Source organism: Microvirga puerhi (genome assembly GCF_020089865.1).
In the GTDB taxonomy this organism is placed as follows: domain Bacteria; phylum Pseudomonadota; class Alphaproteobacteria; order Rhizobiales; family Beijerinckiaceae; genus Microvirga; species Microvirga puerhi.
This window is the reverse complement of record NZ_JAIRBM010000017.1, coordinates 1-17,323: the sequence shown is the minus strand read 5'-3', so window position 1 is coordinate 17,323 and position 17,323 is coordinate 1. Positions and strand designations below refer to the sequence as shown.

Below are 17,323 nucleotides of genomic sequence, written 5' to 3'. Positions count from 1 at the left end.
CTCGATGGAAGCCCTTCTTTCGGCAAGCTATCAGCCGTTCACGATTGCCGGTCTGATCATGATCGGTCTCGTCGTGATCGAGACCGTGTCGTTGATCATCGGCGTTTCGGCCAGCCTTTTCATCGAGCAGGGTCTCGATCTGGATGCCTATGGCGGGCATCATGCCGATGTAGGTGCCGTGGGATTCTTCGGGGGACTTTTGGGCTGGCTCAATGCAGGCCGTGTTCCGGTCCTCATTTTCATCATCACGTGGCTGGCGGCGTTCGCGGCATCCGGCTTCATCATCCAGACACTCGCCATCAGCATTATGGCGCCTCTGCCGGTTCTCGCCGCGAGCGGAGGCGCGTTCTTTCTCGCGGGTCCCACGACGCGCTACGCGACACGTCTCGTGTCCGCCATCGTTCCGCGCGACGAGACCTATGTGGTGTCGAACGAGGATCTCGTCGGCCGTACTGCTGAAGTCACCGTCGGGCCGCTCGATCAGGGGCCGGCCGGGCGCGTCAAAGTTCAAGATGCACACGGGAATCTGCATTTCCCACTGGCGAAGGCTGCCGACGGTCACGTCCCCATTCCAGCCGGCGCTCAAGTCCTTCTTGTGGATCGACGCGGTCCGATCTTCCTGGCCATTTCTGCCCCCGAAGACCTCAGAACAAGCAACTAAAGACAACCTTCCGGAGAATCTCCATGCTCAACGGCATCATCATTCCGGTCATTCTCGGCCTTGTTGCCATCGTTGGCATCGGCCTTGTGATCGGCATCCTCTACAAGCGCTCAACACGCGACCAGGCCTACGTCCGCACGGGCCTCGGTGGCAAGAAGGTCGTGCTCGACGGCGGCTCGATCGTGCTGCCGGTCTTTCACTCCATGGCTTGGGTCAATCTCAACACGCTTCGCCTCGAGGTTCGCCGCGGCGAAGGGGACGCCCTCATCACACGGGACAGGATGCGTGTGGATATCGGCGCCGAATTCTACGTGCGCGTTCGGCCGGAAGCCGATTCGATTGCTCTCGCCGCTCAGACACTGGGTGACCGCACGAACAACGCCGATGCCCTGCGCCAGCTCATCGAGGCGAAGTTCGTCGATGCCCTGAGGTCGGTGGCGGCGACGATGTCGCTGAACGATCTTCAGGAAAAGCGCACCGAGTTCGTGAAGGCCGTGCAGGAGACGGTTGCGGCCGATCTCACGTCGAACGGCCTCGAACTTGAAAGCGTTTCTCTGACACGCCTCGACCAGACCGACATCAAGCATTTCAATCCGAACAACAGCTTCGACGCCGAGGGCTTGGCGACGCTCACGAAGATCACGGAGCAGCGCAAGAAAGAGCGCAACGAAGTCGTGCGGGACACGGAGGTCGCCATCGCCGAGAAAGACCGCGAGGCGCTCCAGCGCAAGCTCGAGATTGATCGCGCCTCGAAGGAAGCGGAACTCGCCCAGCAGCGCGACATCGCCAACGCCACGGCGAAGACGCGCGCTGAGCAGGCCGAAAAGGAGGCCGCTGCGCGGCAAGCGGAAGAAACTGCGAGGATCGCATCCGAACTCGCCATTGCGGAGCGCGAAGCCGAGGCCAAGCGGATCAAGGAAAGCGCCAATATCGTTGCTAGCCGCGCCGTCCAGCAATCCGAGCTGGAGGCGAAGCGCGATGTTCAGATCGTGGCGCAGGAGAGCGCCATCGCAGTCGCCAACAAGAGCCGGGAGGAGTCGGAGGCGAAAGCCGCCGCCAAGGCAGCCGAAGCCCTCGCGGTTGCGGCAGACGAAAAGGTCGCCACGGCCCGGGAGGTCGAGATTGCGGAGCGTCAGAAGCGCATCGCCGTCATTGCTGCGCAACAGGAAGCAGAGACCGAAGCCACGAATGTCGTCGTCGCTGCTCAGGCCGAGAAGGATGCGGCCGAGAACAGGGCAGGAGCCATCAAGACCATCGCTCTCGCCAATGCCGATGCCGCCAAGATCGAAGCCGAGGCCATCCGCGAGAAAGGCGCAGCACAGGCCGAGGCAGAGGCGGCGATGACCGAGGCACGCAACAAGCTGTCACCCACGCTCATCGCGTTCGAACTTACGCGCGAGCGCATCCGCATCATCCCGGCGGCTCTCGCCGAGGCTGTGAAGCCGATCGAGAAGATCAAGGACATCCGGATCTTCGATACCGGCGGCCTCGTCAACGGCAAGGCGAATGCCGATGGAGTTGGAATCGGCCTTGGGGACGGATTGGCTGGTCAGCTGCTGGCACTTCAAGCCAACAAGCCGATCGTGAACACCATCCTCGCAGAGGCCGGATTTTCCGGTGGCGGAAACGCCCTCGATACACTTCTCGGATCTGTCACCGAGCCCATCAAGGTCGAGGGAAGGACTGAGGAAGCAGCACGTGCGGCCGCTCCTAGCGCGTTAGATAAGTCGGTCTAGATGCCCAGCACCGTTGTGGCGCGCTGCGCCACAACTCTCAGCGGTGCCGTTTCTCCTGCCAGTGCGTCTCATGGTGGCCCGAGAACAGGGAATGAAAGGCGCTGAACAGGAAGCCGCAAGCGACCAGAAGGGCGAGGATGAGTTCCGCCGAGCCGATGCTCGGCGAGACGACGGCGCCACCGACCGTGTAGGCGATCTCTTCAAGGGAATCCTGCATGGCTGGTCCTCCGTGCAGGATAAACGCAGGAGATGTCTGAACGGAGGACGAAGCCTCCGTTCACGAAAGCGTCAGTTGGCGAACCGGAAATGCAGGACGTCGCCGTCCTGGACCGTGTATTCCTTGCCTTCCAGGCGCAGCTTGCCCGCATCGCGCGCGCCGGACTCTCCCTTGAGAGTGACATAGTCCGGATAGGCGATGGTCTCGGCGCGGATGAAGCCCTTCTCGAAATCCGTGTGGATGACGCCGGCCGCCTGCGGAGCACGGGTGCCTGTGGTGATCGTCCAGGCGCGGGCCTCCTTGGGACCGACCGTGAAATACGTGATGAGGCCGAGAAGCTCGTAGCCGGCCCGGATGACCCTGTTCAGGCCGGGCTCGGCGAGGCCGATAGCGTCGAGATAGTCCTTTTGCTCCTCGGGGGCGAGGACAGCGATCTCGCTCTCGATCTTTGCGGAGACGACGACCGCCTTGGCGCCTTCCTCCTTGGCACGCTCGAACACCTTGGCGGAGAAGGCGTTGCCGTGGTCGGCGGAGGCTTCCTCGACATTGCAGACATAGAGAACGGGCTTGGAGGAGAGGAGGCCGAGCATCTGGAACAGGCGCTCTTCTTCCGGCTTGCGTTCCACCAGACGCGCTGGCTTGCCTTCCCGCAAGAGCACGAGGGCGCGGTTCACGAGGTCCAGGGTTTCCTTGGCTTCCTTGTCGTTGCCCTTGGCCTTCTTCTCGAGTGCTGTCACACGCTTCTCGAGGCTATCGAGGTCGGCCAGCATCAGCTCGGTCTCGATGGTCTCGATATCGGCGACCGGTTCGATCTTGCCTTCCACATGGGTGATGTCGGTGTCCTCGAAGCAGCGCACCACATGGGCAATGGCGTCCACCTCGCGGATATTGGCCAGGAACTGGTTGCCGAGGCCTTCGCCCTTGGAGGCACCACGGACGAGACCGGCGATATCCACGAAGGTCAGCCTTGTCGGAATAATCTGGGCCGAGCCGGCGATCCCGGCGAGCTTTTCAAGGCGATCGTCAGGCACCGCCACGTCGCCGACATTCGGCTCGATGGTGCAGAACGGATAGTTCGCCGCCTGGGCGGCCGCCGTCTGGGTCAGCGCGTTGAAAAGGGTCGACTTGCCGACATTCGGCAGTCCGACGATGCCCATCTTGAAGCCCATGGCCCCACTCCTTGCCCGTGGCCGGCATAGCCGGCGTCACTGTTCCTTGGCCGGCTTCAGCCGGCGCTACTTTTGTCCTTGCCCGCCTGTTCGCCGGGCCGTTTCACGTCCGTCCACCCTCTCGCCTCCATGGCGAGGTGGATCTTATTCTGGAAGCTTCCGTCCTCACCCTTGGCGAGGAGGGCCGCGTTGTCGGCGATCGCCCGGGTCAGATCCTCGACCCAGGGTTCCTCCGCCTTGGCGAAATCGCCGAGCACATGAGGCTGGACCAGCGGCTTGTGACCAGGGTGTCCGATGCCGATCCGCACGCGCCGGTAATCGTTGCCGCAATGGGCGGTGATCGACCGAAGACCATTATGCCCAGCATTGCCGCCGCCGACCTTTACCCGAACCTTCGCGGGCGGCAGATCGAGCTCGTCGTAGAACACCGTCACGTCCGAGAGCGGGATCTTGAAGAAGCGCTGAGCCTCGGCGACGGCCCGGCCCGACTCGTTCATATAAGTCTGTGGCTTGAGGATCAGAACCCGCTCGCCACCGATCACGGCCTCTGCCGTTTCTGCCTGGAAGCGCCTGCGCCAGGGCGAGGCGCCGTTGACGCGAGCGATCTCGTCCATGGCCATGAACCCGACATTGTGCCGGTTCCGGGCGTAGCGGGATCCAGGGTTGCCGAGGCCGACAAAGAGGCGCATCGCAGATCAACCTCATAAGAAACGCCCCGGCCTTGCGGTCGGAGCGTCGAAGCCTTTCGATGGGCAAGACGCCCGGGAAAGAACAATCAGGCCTTGGGAGCCTCGCCCTCGGCGGCTGCCGGAGCTGCTTCCTCTTCCTTCATGCCCGACGGAGCCACGACGGTGACCAAGGTCACGTTCTCGGCCGAGGTCGACTTGGCGCCCTTCGGCAGCTGGATGTCGCTGAGGTGGACCGAGGAGCCGATATCGAGGCTAGCGACGGACGCTTCGATGTAGTCCGGGATCGCATCGGACGGGACGAGAAGTTCCACCGAGTGCTCGACGATCTGCAGCGTACCGCCGCGCTTCACGCCCGGGCTCTTCTCCTGGCCGACCACGTGAACCGGCACCACCACCTTGATTGCCTGGCCCTTGGCAAGACGCAGGAAGTCGACGTGGACGGGGAAGTCCCGCACCGGGTCGAGCTGGTAGTCGCGCGGAATGGCGCGGGTCTTCTTGCCGTCCACGTCGATCTCGAAGATCGTGGTGAGGAAGTGGCCAGCGAAGATCAGCTGCTTGGTCTGGTTGAAGTCGAGGGCAATCGCCTCGGCAGCCTGTCCGGCTCCGTAGATGACGGCGGGTACTTGGCCTTGGCGACGAACGGCCCGGGCGGCCCCCTTGCCGGCCCGGTCGCGCGCCACGGCCTTGATCTGCTTGATATCGCTCATGGTCGTGGTCCTTTGAAATGGGTGTAAAAACCGAAGGCCGCCAAGGGTCTGAAACCTTGTGGCGGCCATCAGGTCGGCGCCCGTGCCTCCAAGGGTGTCGAGCGGGCGCGAGGCGGCTTATAGAGAAAACGGCTTGGAAATGCAATGCGGCGCCGACTCACGCCTCGGCCTTGAAGGTCCGCCCGAGATCGTCGCCAGTGCCTACGTAGTGTCGGAAGACGTAGAGAAGGGGCTGCCAGCGACTGACATCCACGTGGTTGCTCTCGGGAATCGTGATGTCGGCGTGGGCGTGGACCCGGATCACCTGGGTTTCGACGATGGCGAAGGCGTGGGGTGAATCGATTTCCCATCGCTCCCCGCCGGGAGCGTGGGCCGCGACGACCCGTGCCTCCAGCTGGAGCGGGCATTCGGCGATCCGTGGAGGCCTGACGAGGTCGGAGGGCAGGGGAGTAAGCCCAGCGGCTTCGAATTTTCGGGGCTCGTGATGGTAGCCGGCAGCTGTCTTGTATTCAGGAACGGGATTACGTCCGGTGGTGCGGGCCAATCGCTCGACCTTTTCCCATAGGATTGCCTGCGCAAGATTGATCACGCACTCACCTTCGCGGACTGCATTCTCGCTCCCCTGGCCGCCTGTCGACAGGCCGAGTACGACCCGGTCGCCGAGGGCCCAGGCGGAAGACATGGGCTAGATGTTGGGAGTGCCGTCCGGGTTCAGGGTCGTGATGAGGGCGACCGGAGTGCCGAAGTAGAGAACGGACGGGTTGATCACCCGGTGGGCAGGAATAGTTTTCGTCGGGTGTGTATCCATCTGTGCGGCCTCGCGTGGTTCCAAAGCGAGGCAGGGCTACCAGATGGGATCTTCAAGGTCCGGCATGAATGCTTCGGCCACCGCCGAAGTGTCGGCATGACCGGCCGCTTTGAAACGGCCGGCCCTTGTCTAATTCAGTCGAACAGGCTCGACACCGAGCTTTCGGTCGCCGTCCGGCCGATGGCCTCGCCCATGAGCTGGGCGATCGGCACGACACGGATGTTGTGGGCGACCTTCACGGCTTCGGTCGGCATGATCGAGTCCGTGATGACGAGTTCCTTCAGCTTCGAATTGGCGATGCGGGAGACCGCTCCGCCGGAGAGCACGCCGTGGGTGATGTAGGCGTAGACCTCCTTGGCGCCGTTGGCCAGGAGCGCATCGGCCGCGTTCACCAGGGTGCCGCCGGAATCCACGATGTCGTCGAGCAGGATGCAGGAGCGGCCGCTGACATCGCCGATGATATTCATCACCTCCGATTCGCCAGGACGCTCGCGGCGCTTGTCGACGATTGCGAGGGGCGCATCGATGCGCTTGGCGAGCGCGCGGGCGCGCACCACGCCACCTACGTCGGGCGACACCACCATGCGATCGCCCCCGTCGAGGCGCTCCTTCACGTCGCGGGCCATGAGGGGGGCCGCAAACAGGTTGTCCGTCGGGATGTCGAAGAAGCCCTGGATCTGACCGGCATGGAGATCGAGGGTCAGGACGCGGTCGGCGCCTGCATGGGTGATGAGATTCGACACCAGCTTGGCGGAAATCGGCGTGCGTGGGCCGGGTTTGCGGTCCTGGCGGGCGTAGCCGAAATACGGAATCACCGCTGTGATGCGGCGCGCCGAGGAGCGTCGCAGAGCGTCGATGATGATCAGCAGTTCCATCAGATGGTCGTTCGCTGGGAACGACGTCGACTGGATCACGAACACGTCTTCGCCGCGTACGTTTTCCTGGATTTCGACGAACACTTCCATGTCGGCGAAGCGCTTCACCTGGCATTTGGCGAGCGGAACGTTGAGATAGGCGGAGATAGCCTCTGCAAGCGGACGGTTGGAATTTCCCGCGACGAGCTTCATGGACGCATCTTTGGCTCTTAGAGTGACCTGAGGAGCCTCCCGCGTGACGTTGTTGCCCTTATGCGGCAAGGCGCTTGGGTCTTAGCAGCGATAAGAAAACGTCACAATACGCGCATGGCCGCAGTCTGGCGCTTTTCTGAGTTGTTCAGCACGCGTTACTGCGCCGCAACAGCCTCACTGTCCACATTCGCCGCGGTCTGGATGGGAGTCGCCGAGCCGGCGGCACTCAGGAATTCGGCGATCTCATCCATGCTGGCGTTGGCGAGCTTGGCGAGCGTTTCCTTGTCCGAAGCGGAGATGGTCTTGCCTGCGACCTTGCCGGGGCTCGTTCCGGTCAGGCGCTTGGCACGGCGCTGTTCCGAATCGAACACATCCCACACATAGGCAACCTTGGTCTCGCCGTTGACGGTCTCGGTGGAAAGGTAGCCGCGGACCCGATAGCGGGCCTGGGCCGCGGAACCGACAAGCTCGACCTTCCGGTCGGCAGCAGCGGTCGTCAGCTCGTTAATCAAAGCGGTCCGGACGGGCGGGGGAGCGCCATCGATGCTTTCCAGTGCGATCGGCACGCCTTCCGGCGAACCATTCGAGGAGAACGAGTCGGTCTGGCAGGCGCCGAGCAGAACAGTGACGGCCAAGGCAGCCATCCGTCCGGTCTGTATGATCCGAGCCATGAACCCTCCGTTCTCCGTTGGCGGTAACAGAGTATTAAGCTTAACGGGCCGCTTCGTCCAGATCAGTGCCGCTTGCGGATCCTGAGCGCCGCCTCGTCGAGGGCCAAAGTGACGAGGCCGGCGGCCAATCCCCAGAAGGCGGAGCCGATCCCGAACAGCGAGAGGCCGGAGGCCGTGACCGCGAATGTGAGCACGGCCGGAAAGCGCTTGAATTCATCGGAGAGCGCAGAACTCAGGGCGCCCGTGAAGGCTCCCATCAGGGCCAGGCCGGCGACCGTCTTGATCAGCTCAGGCGGCAGCGCCGCGATCAAGGTGATGAGCCCACCGCTGAAGAGAGCAATGAGCACATAGCAGAGGGCGTAGAAGGGTCCGACGAGCCAGCGTTTCTCAGGATCCGGGTGAGTATCCGGTCCGGTGCAGATGGCGGCCGAAATCGCCGCCAAATTGCTCGTATGGGCTCCGAACGGCGCGCTAATCACCGACGCGAGGCCTGTCACCGCAAGGATCGGGCGGGAGGGAGGTGTGTAGCCGGAGGCGCGCAGCACGGCGAAGCCCGGGAGGTTCTGCGATGCCATCGTTACAAGGAAGAGCGGCAGGCCAAGCCCGATTAGCACGGTTGGATCGAAAGCCGGGAGGATGAAGACGAGAGAGGAAAAGCCGATCTCGGAGGCAGGCAGGTGTGCCGATCCGTTGCCGAAAGCCAGTCCCAGCCCAACGAACAGCACGGCCAGGACGGCCATGGCAGGGTTGAACAGCCGGACGATCAGGAAGATCGCCACGAGGGGCAGCACTAGCTGCGGCGCGCCCTGTGCGCTTTCGAATACGGCCATCACGAAGCGGACGAGCACGCCGGCCAGCATCGCCGCTGCGATGGCGGTTGGGATCTTCTCGATCAGACGTCCGAACGGCTTAAAGGCGGCGGCCAGGACGATCAGCGCACCGGCCATCAGGAAGGCACCCACGGCCGCATGGATCGAGATCCCGCTCGAGGCGGCGATCAGCGCCGCCCCCGGCGTCGACCAGGCGCCGATGATGGGCATGCGGTAGCGAATGCTCAGAAAGCCGCTCGCCACCGCCGTGCTGAGGCAAAGGGCGGCCACCCAGGAGGTCGTCTGCGCCGCATCGGCACCCACTGCGTGAGCCGCGGCGATGATGATGGCGATCGTGCTGCCGAACCCGACGAGGGCTGCGACGACGGCGGAGGAGAGAATCGACAGGCGCATGGTCCGATTCCGATGGCTGCGACGGGGCTTAGCGGTTTAATGCGGCTGGAATGTTCTTGCCAGCCCACCCGGGCTCTTCCCTCTGGAATCGCGACTCCTTAAATCTCTCTCATGAGTCGCAATACCTATAACGACGTCCCCCCCGACATTCTGGACAACGAGGACGAGGAGGATACCGTCCCGGTCGAAAGCGGGTCGGACGTCGAGTTCGACCTGGAGGCGCATCCCGGGTCGGTCCAGCGCGGGACCGACGTCATCCGCCGCTTCTGGACGACCTTGCCCAATGCGCCCGGCGTGTATCGGATGCTCGATACCAAGGGCGACGTCCTCTACGTCGGCAAGGCGAAGAGCCTGAAGGCGCGCGTCGGATCCTATGCCCGCGGCCAAGCTCATTCGAACCGCATCGCCCGCATGATCGGCGAGACGGCGTCGATGGAATTCGTCACCACGGCAACGGAAACCGAGGCCCTGCTGCTTGAAGCCAATCTCATCAAGCAGCTCAGGCCCCGCTACAACGTGCTGATGCGGGACGACAAGTCGCTCCCCTACATTCTTCTGACGGGGGATCACGACGCGCCGCAACTCGTCAAGCATCGTGGCGCACGCAAGCGGAAGGGCGATTATTATGGTCCCTTCGCAAGTGTCTGGGCCGTGAATCGGACCATCAACGCGCTGCAGCGCGCCTTCCTGCTGCGCTCATGCAATGACAGCTATTACGAGAACCGCACGCGGCCCTGTCTATTGTTCCAAATCAAGCGCTGCTCCGGTCCCTGCACGGGGGAAGTATCCAAGGAAGAATATGCGGAACTCGCGAACGAGGCGCGCGCCTTCCTTTCCGGCAAATCCAATGCCGTGAAGGCCCGCATCACGGCAGAAATGCAGGAGGCGGCGGAAACCCTCGAATTCGAGCGCGCCGCCCGCTGCCGCGACCGCCTGGCAGCGCTCTCGGCGATCCAGGGCGTGCAGGGCATCAATACGCAATCGGTCGAGGAGGCGGACGTCTTCGCTCTGGACGAGCAGGCGGGTCAGTTCTGCGTCGAAGTCTTCTTCTTCCGCAACTGGCAGAACTGGGGCAATCGCGCCTATTTTCCGAAGGCCGACAAGTCCATGAGCCCGGAGGAGGTCCTGTCCTCCTTCATCGCGCAGTTCTACGACGACAAGCCGGCACCGCGCCTGATCCTCCTGTCGCACGAGATCGAGGATGCCGAGCTCATGGCGGCGGCGCTCTCGACCCGCGCGGAAGCGAAGGTCGAAATCCACGCGCCACAGCGCGGCGAGCGTCGCCAGCTCATCGAATACGTACAGCGCAACGCCAAGGAGGCGCTCGGGCGGCGTCTCGCCGATACATCCTCGCAGCAGAAGCTTCTCGTATCCCTGTCTCAGGCCTTCGGTTTGGCGAAGGCCCCGCGCCGCGTCGAGGTTTACGACAATTCGCACATCATGGGCACCAACGCGGTCGGCGCCATGATCGTGGCGGGGGCGGGCGGCTTCATGAAGCAGCACTACCGCACCTTCAACATGAAGTCCGAGGACCTCAAGCCGGGCGACGATTACGGCATGATGCGCGAGATGCTGCAGCGGAGATTTGCGCGCCTCGTGAAGGAGGAGCCGCGGATTCCGTCTTCCTTTACAGGGGGAGGCGCGAGCGCCATCCTTTCCGAGTCGGGTACAGCCACCCCCACCCCCACCTCTTCCCCACAAGGGGAAGGAGAGTATGACGCTGACGACGACAGCTTCCCGGCCTGGCCGGATCTCATCCTCATCGATGGCGGCAAGGGGCAGCTCGAAGCCGCCCGCCAGGCGCTCGCCGAGGTCGGAGTCGGCGAAGAGGACGTCGCCGTCGTCGGCATCGCCAAGGGGCGGGACCGGGACGCCGGCCGCGAAACCTTCTTCAAGCCGGGCCAGCCACCCTTCAAGATGCCGCCGCGCGATCCGGCCCTCTACTTCGTGCAGCGCCTTCGCGACGAGGCTCACCGCTTCGCCATCGGGGCGCATCGGGCCAAGCGCAAGCGGGAAATGGTCAAGAACCCGCTCGACGAAATCGCCGGCATCGGCCCGACCCGCAAGCGGGCGCTCCTGCATCATTTCGGAACGGTCAAGGCCATCCAGCGGGCGGCGCTCGAAGACCTCATGAAGGCGCCGGGCGTCAATGCCGCAACGGCACGCGCCGTCTACGACTTCTTCCATGACAGGGGCTAGGCTGTATCCCGGTTCACGATCTCTCGATGCCTTCGGCAAAAAGGCCAGGGCCCGGCGATGTCGGGTGGGGAAGCATCGCCAAACGGTGGAAGTCCGGTTGACGGACCGGCCTTCGGCATGCTTCCTGCCTCAGTTATGAGCTCTGCCTCTCCCATGCGCCGGTCGAAGGCTTTCAACCTCGCCAACATGCTGACCTATGGCCGGCTCGTGGCCGTGCCCGCGGTGGTCGGCCTTCTGTTCTGGCCGGAGGACCACTGGTCCCGCTGGGCGGCGCTTCTGATCTTCGCTTTGGCTGGCATCACCGATTATCTCGACGGCTACGTGGCGCGAACTTATGCCCAGCAATCCGCCCTCGGGCGAATGCTCGATCCCATCGCTGACAAGTTGCTCGTCGCCGCCTGCCTTCTGATGCTGGTGGCCGACAAGACGATCCAGAGCTGGTCGCTCTGGGCCGCCATCGTCATCCTGTGCCGCGAGATCCTGGTGTCTGGTCTCCGGGAATTCCTGGCGGAACTCAAGGTCGGCGTTCCAGTGAGCCGCGTCGCCAAGTGGAAGACGACGGCACAGATCGTCTCTGTCGGGTTCCTGATCGCGGGCCCTGCCGGCGAGACGGTCCTGCCGGGAACCGTCCTGATCGGAACGATCCTGTTGTGGGTCTCGGCGATTCTGACGATCTATACCGGATGGGACTATCTCAAGACCGGCATCCATCACATGATGGACGAAGGGTGAGGTCCATGAAGCTCGTCTACTTCGCCTGGGTGCGTGAGCGCATCGGCCGGCCGGACGAGGACGTGGACATCCCGGGTGGGATCGCGACCGTCGCCGATCTGGTCCGCTGGCTCAAGACCCGCGGCGTGGAATACGAATACGCGTTCGAGAACGAGCAAGTGGTGCGCGCCGCCATCGACCATGTTCACGTCAAGCCGGACCATGTCATTGCGGGCGCAAGGGAGATCGCCTTCTTCCCTCCGATGACCGGGGGCTGAGGCGTTAAGGATCGGCCGTGAACGCCACCATCCGGATCCAAACCGAACCGTTCGATGCCGCGCGCGAAACGGATCTTATGACCGCAGGGCGTGCCGACGTGGGTGCGGTGGTTGCTTTCACCGGCCTTTGCCGGGACGAGGGGGGGAAGCTTTCCTCCCTTGAGCTCGAGCATTATCCAGGCATGGCGGAGGCCGAACTTACGAGGATCGCTGCGCGTGCCGAGGAGCGTTGGCCGCTTCTCGGCCTGACCGTCATTCATCGCTTCGGCATGATCTCTCCCGGCGAAGGGATCGTGCTGGTTCTGGCAGCCTCCGCCCATCGCGAAGCGGCCTTCGAGGCAGCTTCCTTTCTGATGGACTACCTGAAGACCCGCGCGCCGTTCTGGAAGCGCGAACACCTGAAGGACGGGACCGTCGGCGCCTGGGTCGAGGCCAAGGTGCAAGATGACGCCGCGGCCGAGCGATGGGCATAGTACTGCGTCCCGTCGCAACCCTTCCTCCCCCAGCTCCCGAAGACTTGGCTTGACGGCTCATCGCCGGAGGCGGACCATCATGCCGATGGGATCGACGGAGGTGCTTTATGTGGTACGTCGCTGTCGCCTTGACTTTCCTGATGGCCGGAGGACCTGGCCTTGCCCAAGAGCCGAGCCTGACTCAGGTTCAGGCGCCTGAACACAATCCGGTCGACTGCTATTGCAGGGCCGCCGGCAAGATGTTCCCTCTGGGCGAAAAGGTCTGTCTGAGAACTGCGGAAGGGCCGCGGCTTGCCCAATGCCAAATGGTTCTGAACGTCACGTCCTGGGCGTTCAGCGAAACGCCCTGCCTGGACTCATGAAAAACGCTGCCGGAGGGCTTCCGGCAGCGCGTTTCGAAACTCTTTGATCTGTCGAGCAGTGCTTCCGATCAGAACACCCCGACGACTATGGCACAGATAAAAACGAGGGAAACACAGACCGCTGCGATATTGAGCTTGGAGGCCTTATCCAAATTCGATGTCAGGTTCATGGGGGTCCCCTGTCTAAATGGATAGGTACGTTAACAAAGCTTTAAGCGCGTGAAAAGCGGGTCTTACAATGGAAATCCGCGAGGGGAGAGATCATAACTGGTATATCAGTTATTAAGACTTTGTTTTGTCGCGGAAATCTTCCCTTAGGTTAGATTTGAAAAAAGTTGCTGACCCTTTAGGGCGGGAATATGTTCATAGTAAATCCCGAGTAAGTTAGATTTTTTCCTGAGATTTCATAGGAAAAACCGCTTTTCCCACGTTGCGTTGCACAATTCTTATGAAACGACTTGAGAACTTCTGTTCGTATTGTTGACGCTCTGTTTACGGTTGCCCCAGTAGCCTAGACATATGCGTCGTGGGTTAGTTGCGTTTTTTGCCCTATCGCTGGTTGGGCTTGGTCTTACAGGATGCGGTCTGTTCAGGTTTGAGCAGCGCGAGCCTTGGCGTGCCCAGGCCGAGGAGGCCTGCCTGTCGCAGCGGCTCGTCCAGCCCTCCGCCTATATGGCCCTGTCGTCGAAGATCGACGGGCCCGGCGTTTGCGGCATGGATCACCCGTTCAAGGTCTCGGCTTTCACCAATGGCTCGGTCGGCCTGAAATCCAAGGTGACCTTGGCCTGTCCGATCATTCCGCAGATTGACAGTTGGCTCGACGAGATCGTGAAGCCCGCGGCAACGCTGTATTTCGGCGTCCCGGTCGTGGATCTGAAGGCCGGCTCCTACTCCTGCCGGCCGCGTAACAACCAGCGCGGCGCCAAGGTCTCCGAACATGCCTTCGGGAATGCGCTTGACGTCATGGCCTTCGTTCTCGCGGACGGGCGTGAGATTGCGGTCGCGAAGGGCTGGAAGGGAGATCCTGTGGAGCAGGACTTCCTGCGTGAGGTCTTCGTCGGCGCATGCCGCTATTTCAGCACGGTCCTCGGTCCCGGCTCGGACGTATTCCACTACGATCATCTCCACATCGACCTTGCCCGGCATGACCCCCGCGGCACGCGGCGCATCTGCAAGCCGATCATCAAGTTCGCCGCGCGAATCGATCCCGAGCGCAGCCGCTTCGCCCAGCAGAACCCGCCCCCGACCGCCGATCTTGCACCCATCGACATGGAGCAGGACATTGCGGAAGGGGAATATGCGGCAGGTGCAGGACCTGCGCCGATGACGCCGATGCCTGCGTCCCGCCCGGAGCTGGCGGCAGGGGGATACGCGGCCGATCTGCCTGTCACCACATATTCTCCGCAGGCTCCGCCGCCGCGTACGATCAACCAGACCGCCATTCCTCCCGCCTATCGCCCGGCGGTGCCGGGAGAGCCACTCGTGCTGAACAACTCCGGAATCTACTAAACCGGCAAGCGGAGCCTTGACGATCCACATATGCGCTTACATGGTCCTCATGAGATCATAGGATCTGTTGGAGCATCGCGATGAAGTGGCTGGCGGCTTTGGTTTCCTGTGTATTGTTGAGCGTCCCGGCGCTGGCCCGTGAGATAACCCCGGCCGAACGGCGGGACCACTCCTACAGCGCATCTCTCCCGGCCTGCGAGGATCCTTTTGTCCTCGGGCAGATCTCTTCGGATTTCTCGACCCGCGAAAGCCGTTTCTGGTCCTCGTCTCTGCAGATCGTTGCGTTCGAGAGGCTGGCTGAGACCTCTTGGCGTCCCTGGGGGCTCGACTACATTCCGCGGCGCTACTGCACGGGGACCGTGATCGTGTCGGACGGCTACAAGCGCAAGATCAATTACTCCGTGCGCGAGAAGCTCGGATTCATCGGCATCGGCTGGGGCACGGAATGGTGCGTGGTCGGCCTTGACCGGAATTACGCCTACGCACCTCTGTGCAAGCAGGCGCAGCCGTGATCCTCGCACGGTGCCTCGTCATCGCGGGCGCCTGGCTTTTCACAGCGGTTTCGGCTTTCGCCCAGCCCATGCAGGAGGCGCGCGGAGCGCCTACCGGGGCCTTCGACTTCTATGTCCTTGCCCTGTCCTGGTCTCCTGGCTTCTGCGAAGTGAGTGCGCGCGGAAGCGAGCGCAAGCAATGCGAGGAGGGCAACCGCCTCGGCTTCGTGGTTCACGGTCTCTGGCCGCAATCCGACCAGGGATATCCGACCTTCTGCGAACCACAGGGGCGGTTCGTTCCGCGCATGGTCATTGATCAGTTGGTCGACCTTTATCCCACCTCCAACCTCGCTCGATACCAGTGGCGCAAGCATGGAACCTGCTCGGGCGTCAGCCCGAGCGAATACTTCGCCCTGGTGCGTAAGGCCCGCGACCGGATCCAGATCCCCGACAGTCTCACCGCATCCTCGACCGAGACCCATGTCATGCCGATCGAGATCGAGCGGGCCTTCGCGAGCGCCAATCCGGGATTGCGTCCGGATATGATGTCCGTGTCCTGTGGCCGGCGGGTGTTCCAGGAGATCAAGATCTGCCTGGACAAGGATCTGCGCGGCTTCCGCCAATGTCCCCAGGTCAACCAGGACGGGTGCCGCGCCGGCGAGATTGCTGTTCCGCCTCCGCGATAGTCGGGCGGCGGTTCGAGGCGACGTTTTACCTCCCTGTCATCACGATGGTTTCCCACGCGCCTTGAAAGTGCTTTAGATCCCTCATGAACTATCGTCATGCCTTCCACGCCGGCAACTTCGCCGACGTCATGAAGCACGCGCTGCTGGTGCGGATCCTGCTGTATCTCCAGCGCAAGGAGACGCCGCTGCGCGTCATCGACACCCATGCCGGGATCGGCCTTTACGATCTGGCCGGGGATGAGGCTGGCCGGACCGGTGAATGGGTCGATGGGATCGGTCGACTCGACGAGGCGTTCTCGCCGGAAGTCGAAGCAATCCTGGAACCCTATCGGCAGGTCGTCGCGGGCATCCGCACCCGGCATGGACCGAGCATCTATCCGGGCTCGCCCGGCATCCTGCGCGAATTGCTGCGCTGGCAGGATCGGGGCGTCTTCGTGGAGCTTCACCCTGCAGATTATGGCACCCTGAACGAGACCTTTAACACGGTCGCCAACCTGAAGGTCATGCATCTCGACGGTTGGACGGCGCTCCATGCCCTGATTCCGCCGAAGGAGAAGCGCGGTCTCGTTCTCATCGATCCGCCCTACGAGCAGCCAAACGAGCTGGAGCGGCTAGGCACCGAGATCCTGACGGCTCTCGGAAAATGGGAAACGGGCGTCTATGCAGGCTGGTATCCGATCAAGTCGCTGGCGCCGGTGGATGCGCTGATGAAGCGGCTCGATGCGGAAAGCCCGCGTCCCGGTCTCCGGCTTGAATTGCTGGTCGACGATCCGCGCGAGCCGGCCCGACTCAACGGGAGCGGACTTGTCGTCTTCAATCCGCCCTGGACGTTGCGGGAAGAGGCCGAGATCCTGCTTCCGGCCCTCGCTGAGCGTCTGTCGCAGGGCAGCTATGCGGGCTATCGTTGTGAGGCATTCGGGCCGGCGGCGTGAAATCCGTTGCGGCGGCGGCTGGTGAACGGCATGAAGGCAAGGTCCCTTTCCATAGGTCTCGCTCATGCTCACTCTTCGTACGTCACCTGCCTCTCCGTTCGGCCGCAAGGTCAAGATCGCCGCATCGCTGCTGGGTCTGTCCGATCAGATTGAACTTGTCGCCGCGGACACGATGAACCCGGAGGATTCGCTCCGTCAGCAGAACCCGCTCGGCAAGATTCCGATCTTGATCCTGGAGAACGGGGAGAAGCTCTACGATTCACGCGTCATCATCGAATATCTGGACCATCTCGCGGGCGGCGGAAAACTCTATCCTACGGGAGTTGATCGCTTCCTGGCCCTACGCCAGCAGGCGCTTGCGGACGGCATCATGGATGCGGCGCTGCTCCAGGTCTATGAGGGACGGTACCGGACAGAGGACCGGCAAGAGCCGAAATGGCTGGAGCTGCAGTCCGGCAAGGTTCAGCGCGGGCTCGACCATGCCGAGGCGCATCTCTCGACGCCTTCGCCGCAGCTGCATGTCGGCCACATCGCGCTGGCCTGCGCTCTCGGCTATCTCGACCTGCGGATGGGCGGACGGTGGCGCGAAAGCTATCCGAAGCTCGTTGCATGGCTTGCCGATTTCGAGGCACGCGTGCCTACCTATGCCAAGACGCGCGTTGCGGCATGACGGCATGAAAAAGGCCCGGTGTTTCCACCGGGCCTCTGTCGTTCGCGTGAGCGCGAACAGTCTT

Annotated in this window: 20 protein-coding genes; 11 read left to right on the top strand and 9 right to left on the bottom strand. The window is 62.8% G+C overall.

Annotation, left to right across the window (positions count from 1 at the left end):
- The first annotated feature begins 4 nt into the window (after nt 1-4).
- Both K9B37_RS18780 and K9B37_RS18775 read left to right on the top strand, forming a co-directional pair.
- The gene (locus tag K9B37_RS18780) at nt 5-661 is read left to right on the top strand and encodes an OB-fold-containig protein (protein ID WP_224315061.1); all 657 of its coding nucleotides are present in this window, start codon (nt 5-7) and stop codon (nt 659-661) included.
- 23 nt (nt 662-684) lie between these two features.
- Complete coding sequence (locus tag K9B37_RS18775; RefSeq protein WP_224315060.1) at nt 685-2,397, top strand: flotillin family protein; 1,713 nt, start codon at nt 685-687, stop codon at nt 2,395-2,397.
- A 37-nt stretch (nt 2,398-2,434) separates the two neighbouring features.
- Here K9B37_RS18775 and K9B37_RS18770 read toward each other — a convergent pair whose 3' ends face one another.
- The 9 genes from K9B37_RS18770 to K9B37_RS18735 form a co-directional block, all read right to left on the bottom strand.
- Nucleotides 2,435-2,614, bottom strand: coding sequence for a hypothetical protein (locus K9B37_RS18770; protein WP_224315059.1), 180 nt, complete (start codon nt 2,612-2,614; stop codon nt 2,435-2,437).
- Between the two features lie 71 nt (nt 2,615-2,685).
- Entirely contained in the window at nt 2,686-3,783 is a 1,098-nt protein-coding gene (gene ychF / locus K9B37_RS18765) for a redox-regulated ATPase YchF (protein WP_224315058.1), read from the bottom strand.
- 56 nt (nt 3,784-3,839) lie between these two features.
- Complete coding sequence (gene pth / locus K9B37_RS18760; protein WP_224315057.1) at nt 3,840-4,472, bottom strand: aminoacyl-tRNA hydrolase; 633 nt, start codon at nt 4,470-4,472, stop codon at nt 3,840-3,842.
- 86 nt (nt 4,473-4,558) lie between these two features.
- On the bottom strand, nt 4,559-5,179 hold the full coding sequence (locus K9B37_RS18755) for a 50S ribosomal protein L25/general stress protein Ctc (protein ID WP_224315056.1): 621 nt from the start codon (nt 5,177-5,179) through the stop codon (nt 4,559-4,561).
- A 157-nt stretch (nt 5,180-5,336) separates the two neighbouring features.
- Entirely contained in the window at nt 5,337-5,861 is a 525-nt protein-coding gene (locus K9B37_RS18750) for a flavin reductase family protein (RefSeq protein WP_224315055.1), read from the bottom strand.
- A 3-nt stretch (nt 5,862-5,864) separates the two neighbouring features.
- On the bottom strand, nt 5,865-5,987 hold the full coding sequence (locus K9B37_RS24695; protein WP_255616668.1) for a hypothetical protein: 123 nt from the start codon (nt 5,985-5,987) through the stop codon (nt 5,865-5,867).
- A 134-nt stretch (nt 5,988-6,121) separates the two neighbouring features.
- Entirely contained in the window at nt 6,122-7,054 is a 933-nt protein-coding gene (locus tag K9B37_RS18745) for a ribose-phosphate pyrophosphokinase (RefSeq protein WP_224315054.1), read from the bottom strand.
- A gap of 155 nt (nt 7,055-7,209) precedes the next feature.
- Nucleotides 7,210-7,725 (bottom strand): hypothetical protein, encoded by a 516-nt coding sequence (locus tag K9B37_RS18740; RefSeq protein WP_224315053.1) that lies wholly within the window; start codon nt 7,723-7,725, stop codon nt 7,210-7,212.
- A 62-nt stretch (nt 7,726-7,787) separates the two neighbouring features.
- Nucleotides 7,788-8,948, bottom strand: a complete 1,161-nt coding sequence (locus tag K9B37_RS18735) for a benzoate/H(+) symporter BenE family transporter (protein ID WP_224315052.1) — start codon at nt 8,946-8,948, stop codon at nt 7,788-7,790.
- A gap of 111 nt (nt 8,949-9,059) precedes the next feature.
- On the opposite strand from K9B37_RS18735, the gene uvrC reads away from it, so the two are divergent.
- The 9 genes from uvrC (at nt 9,060) to K9B37_RS18690 (ending at nt 17,259) form a co-directional block, all read left to right on the top strand.
- Entirely contained in the window at nt 9,060-11,147 is a 2,088-nt protein-coding gene (uvrC, locus tag K9B37_RS18730; RefSeq protein ID WP_224315051.1) for an excinuclease ABC subunit UvrC, read from the top strand.
- A 117-nt stretch (nt 11,148-11,264) separates the two neighbouring features.
- Nucleotides 11,265-11,879 carry a CDP-diacylglycerol--glycerol-3-phosphate 3-phosphatidyltransferase gene (gene pgsA, locus K9B37_RS18725; protein ID WP_439651755.1) on the top strand — a complete coding sequence of 205 codons (615 nt, stop codon included), beginning with the start codon at nt 11,265-11,267 and terminating at the stop codon, nt 11,877-11,879.
- Between the two features lie 5 nt (nt 11,880-11,884).
- Complete coding sequence (moaD, locus tag K9B37_RS18720) at nt 11,885-12,136, top strand: molybdopterin converting factor subunit 1 (protein WP_224315050.1); 252 nt, start codon at nt 11,885-11,887, stop codon at nt 12,134-12,136.
- A gap of 17 nt (nt 12,137-12,153) precedes the next feature.
- The gene (locus K9B37_RS18715; RefSeq protein WP_224315049.1) at nt 12,154-12,609 is read left to right on the top strand and encodes a molybdenum cofactor biosynthesis protein MoaE; all 456 of its coding nucleotides are present in this window, start codon (nt 12,154-12,156) and stop codon (nt 12,607-12,609) included.
- Nucleotides 12,610-13,490: 881 nt separating this feature from the next.
- On the top strand, nt 13,491-14,480 hold the full coding sequence (locus tag K9B37_RS18710; protein WP_224315048.1) for an extensin-like domain-containing protein: 990 nt from the start codon (nt 13,491-13,493) through the stop codon (nt 14,478-14,480).
- 80 nt (nt 14,481-14,560) lie between these two features.
- Entirely contained in the window at nt 14,561-14,992 is a 432-nt protein-coding gene (locus K9B37_RS18705) for a hypothetical protein (RefSeq protein WP_224315047.1), read from the top strand.
- Complete coding sequence (locus tag K9B37_RS18700; protein ID WP_224315046.1) at nt 14,989-15,657, top strand: ribonuclease T2 family protein; 669 nt, start codon at nt 14,989-14,991, stop codon at nt 15,655-15,657. The genes K9B37_RS18705 and K9B37_RS18700 overlap by 4 nt, the downstream gene beginning before the upstream one ends.
- A gap of 83 nt (nt 15,658-15,740) precedes the next feature.
- Nucleotides 15,741-16,589, top strand: coding sequence for a 23S rRNA (adenine(2030)-N(6))-methyltransferase RlmJ (locus K9B37_RS18695; RefSeq protein WP_224315045.1), 849 nt, complete (start codon nt 15,741-15,743; stop codon nt 16,587-16,589).
- A gap of 64 nt (nt 16,590-16,653) precedes the next feature.
- Nucleotides 16,654-17,259, top strand: a complete 606-nt coding sequence (locus tag K9B37_RS18690; RefSeq protein WP_224315044.1) for a glutathione S-transferase — start codon at nt 16,654-16,656, stop codon at nt 17,257-17,259.
- Nucleotides 17,260-17,323: the final 64 nt, after the last annotated feature.

Excerpts from the sequence above, each read along its gene's own strand:
- K9B37_RS18780 (WP_224315061.1), top strand. The coding sequence starts at position 5 with ATGGAAGCCCTTCTTTCGGCAAGCTATCAGCCGTTCACGATTGCCGGT.
- K9B37_RS18775 (WP_224315060.1), top strand. The coding sequence starts at position 685 with ATGCTCAACGGCATCATCATTCCGGTCATTCTCGGCCTTGTTGCCATC.
- K9B37_RS18770 (WP_224315059.1), bottom strand. The coding sequence starts at position 2,614 with ATGCAGGATTCCCTTGAAGAGATCGCCTACACGGTCGGTGGCGCCGTC.
- ychF (WP_224315058.1), bottom strand. The coding sequence starts at position 3,783 with ATGGGCTTCAAGATGGGCATCGTCGGACTGCCGAATGTCGGCAAGTCG.
- pth (WP_224315057.1), bottom strand. The coding sequence starts at position 4,472 with ATGCGCCTCTTTGTCGGCCTCGGCAACCCTGGATCCCGCTACGCCCGG.
- K9B37_RS18755 (WP_224315056.1), bottom strand. The coding sequence starts at position 5,179 with ATGAGCGATATCAAGCAGATCAAGGCCGTGGCGCGCGACCGGGCCGGC.
- K9B37_RS18750 (WP_224315055.1), bottom strand. The coding sequence starts at position 5,861 with ATGTCTTCCGCCTGGGCCCTCGGCGACCGGGTCGTACTCGGCCTGTCG.
- K9B37_RS24695 (WP_255616668.1), bottom strand. The coding sequence starts at position 5,987 with ATGGATACACACCCGACGAAAACTATTCCTGCCCACCGGGTGATCAAC.
- K9B37_RS18745 (WP_224315054.1), bottom strand. The coding sequence starts at position 7,054 with ATGAAGCTCGTCGCGGGAAATTCCAACCGTCCGCTTGCAGAGGCTATC.
- K9B37_RS18740 (WP_224315053.1), bottom strand. The coding sequence starts at position 7,725 with ATGGCTCGGATCATACAGACCGGACGGATGGCTGCCTTGGCCGTCACT.
- K9B37_RS18735 (WP_224315052.1), bottom strand. The coding sequence starts at position 8,948 with ATGCGCCTGTCGATTCTCTCCTCCGCCGTCGTCGCAGCCCTCGTCGGG.
- uvrC (WP_224315051.1), top strand. The coding sequence starts at position 9,060 with ATGAGTCGCAATACCTATAACGACGTCCCCCCCGACATTCTGGACAAC.
- pgsA (WP_439651755.1), top strand. The coding sequence starts at position 11,265 with ATGCTTCCTGCCTCAGTTATGAGCTCTGCCTCTCCCATGCGCCGGTCG.
- moaD (WP_224315050.1), top strand. The coding sequence starts at position 11,885 with ATGAAGCTCGTCTACTTCGCCTGGGTGCGTGAGCGCATCGGCCGGCCG.
- K9B37_RS18710 (WP_224315048.1), top strand. The coding sequence starts at position 13,491 with ATGCGTCGTGGGTTAGTTGCGTTTTTTGCCCTATCGCTGGTTGGGCTT.
- K9B37_RS18705 (WP_224315047.1), top strand. The coding sequence starts at position 14,561 with ATGAAGTGGCTGGCGGCTTTGGTTTCCTGTGTATTGTTGAGCGTCCCG.
- K9B37_RS18695 (WP_224315045.1), top strand. The coding sequence starts at position 15,741 with ATGAACTATCGTCATGCCTTCCACGCCGGCAACTTCGCCGACGTCATG.
- K9B37_RS18690 (WP_224315044.1), top strand. The coding sequence starts at position 16,654 with ATGCTCACTCTTCGTACGTCACCTGCCTCTCCGTTCGGCCGCAAGGTC.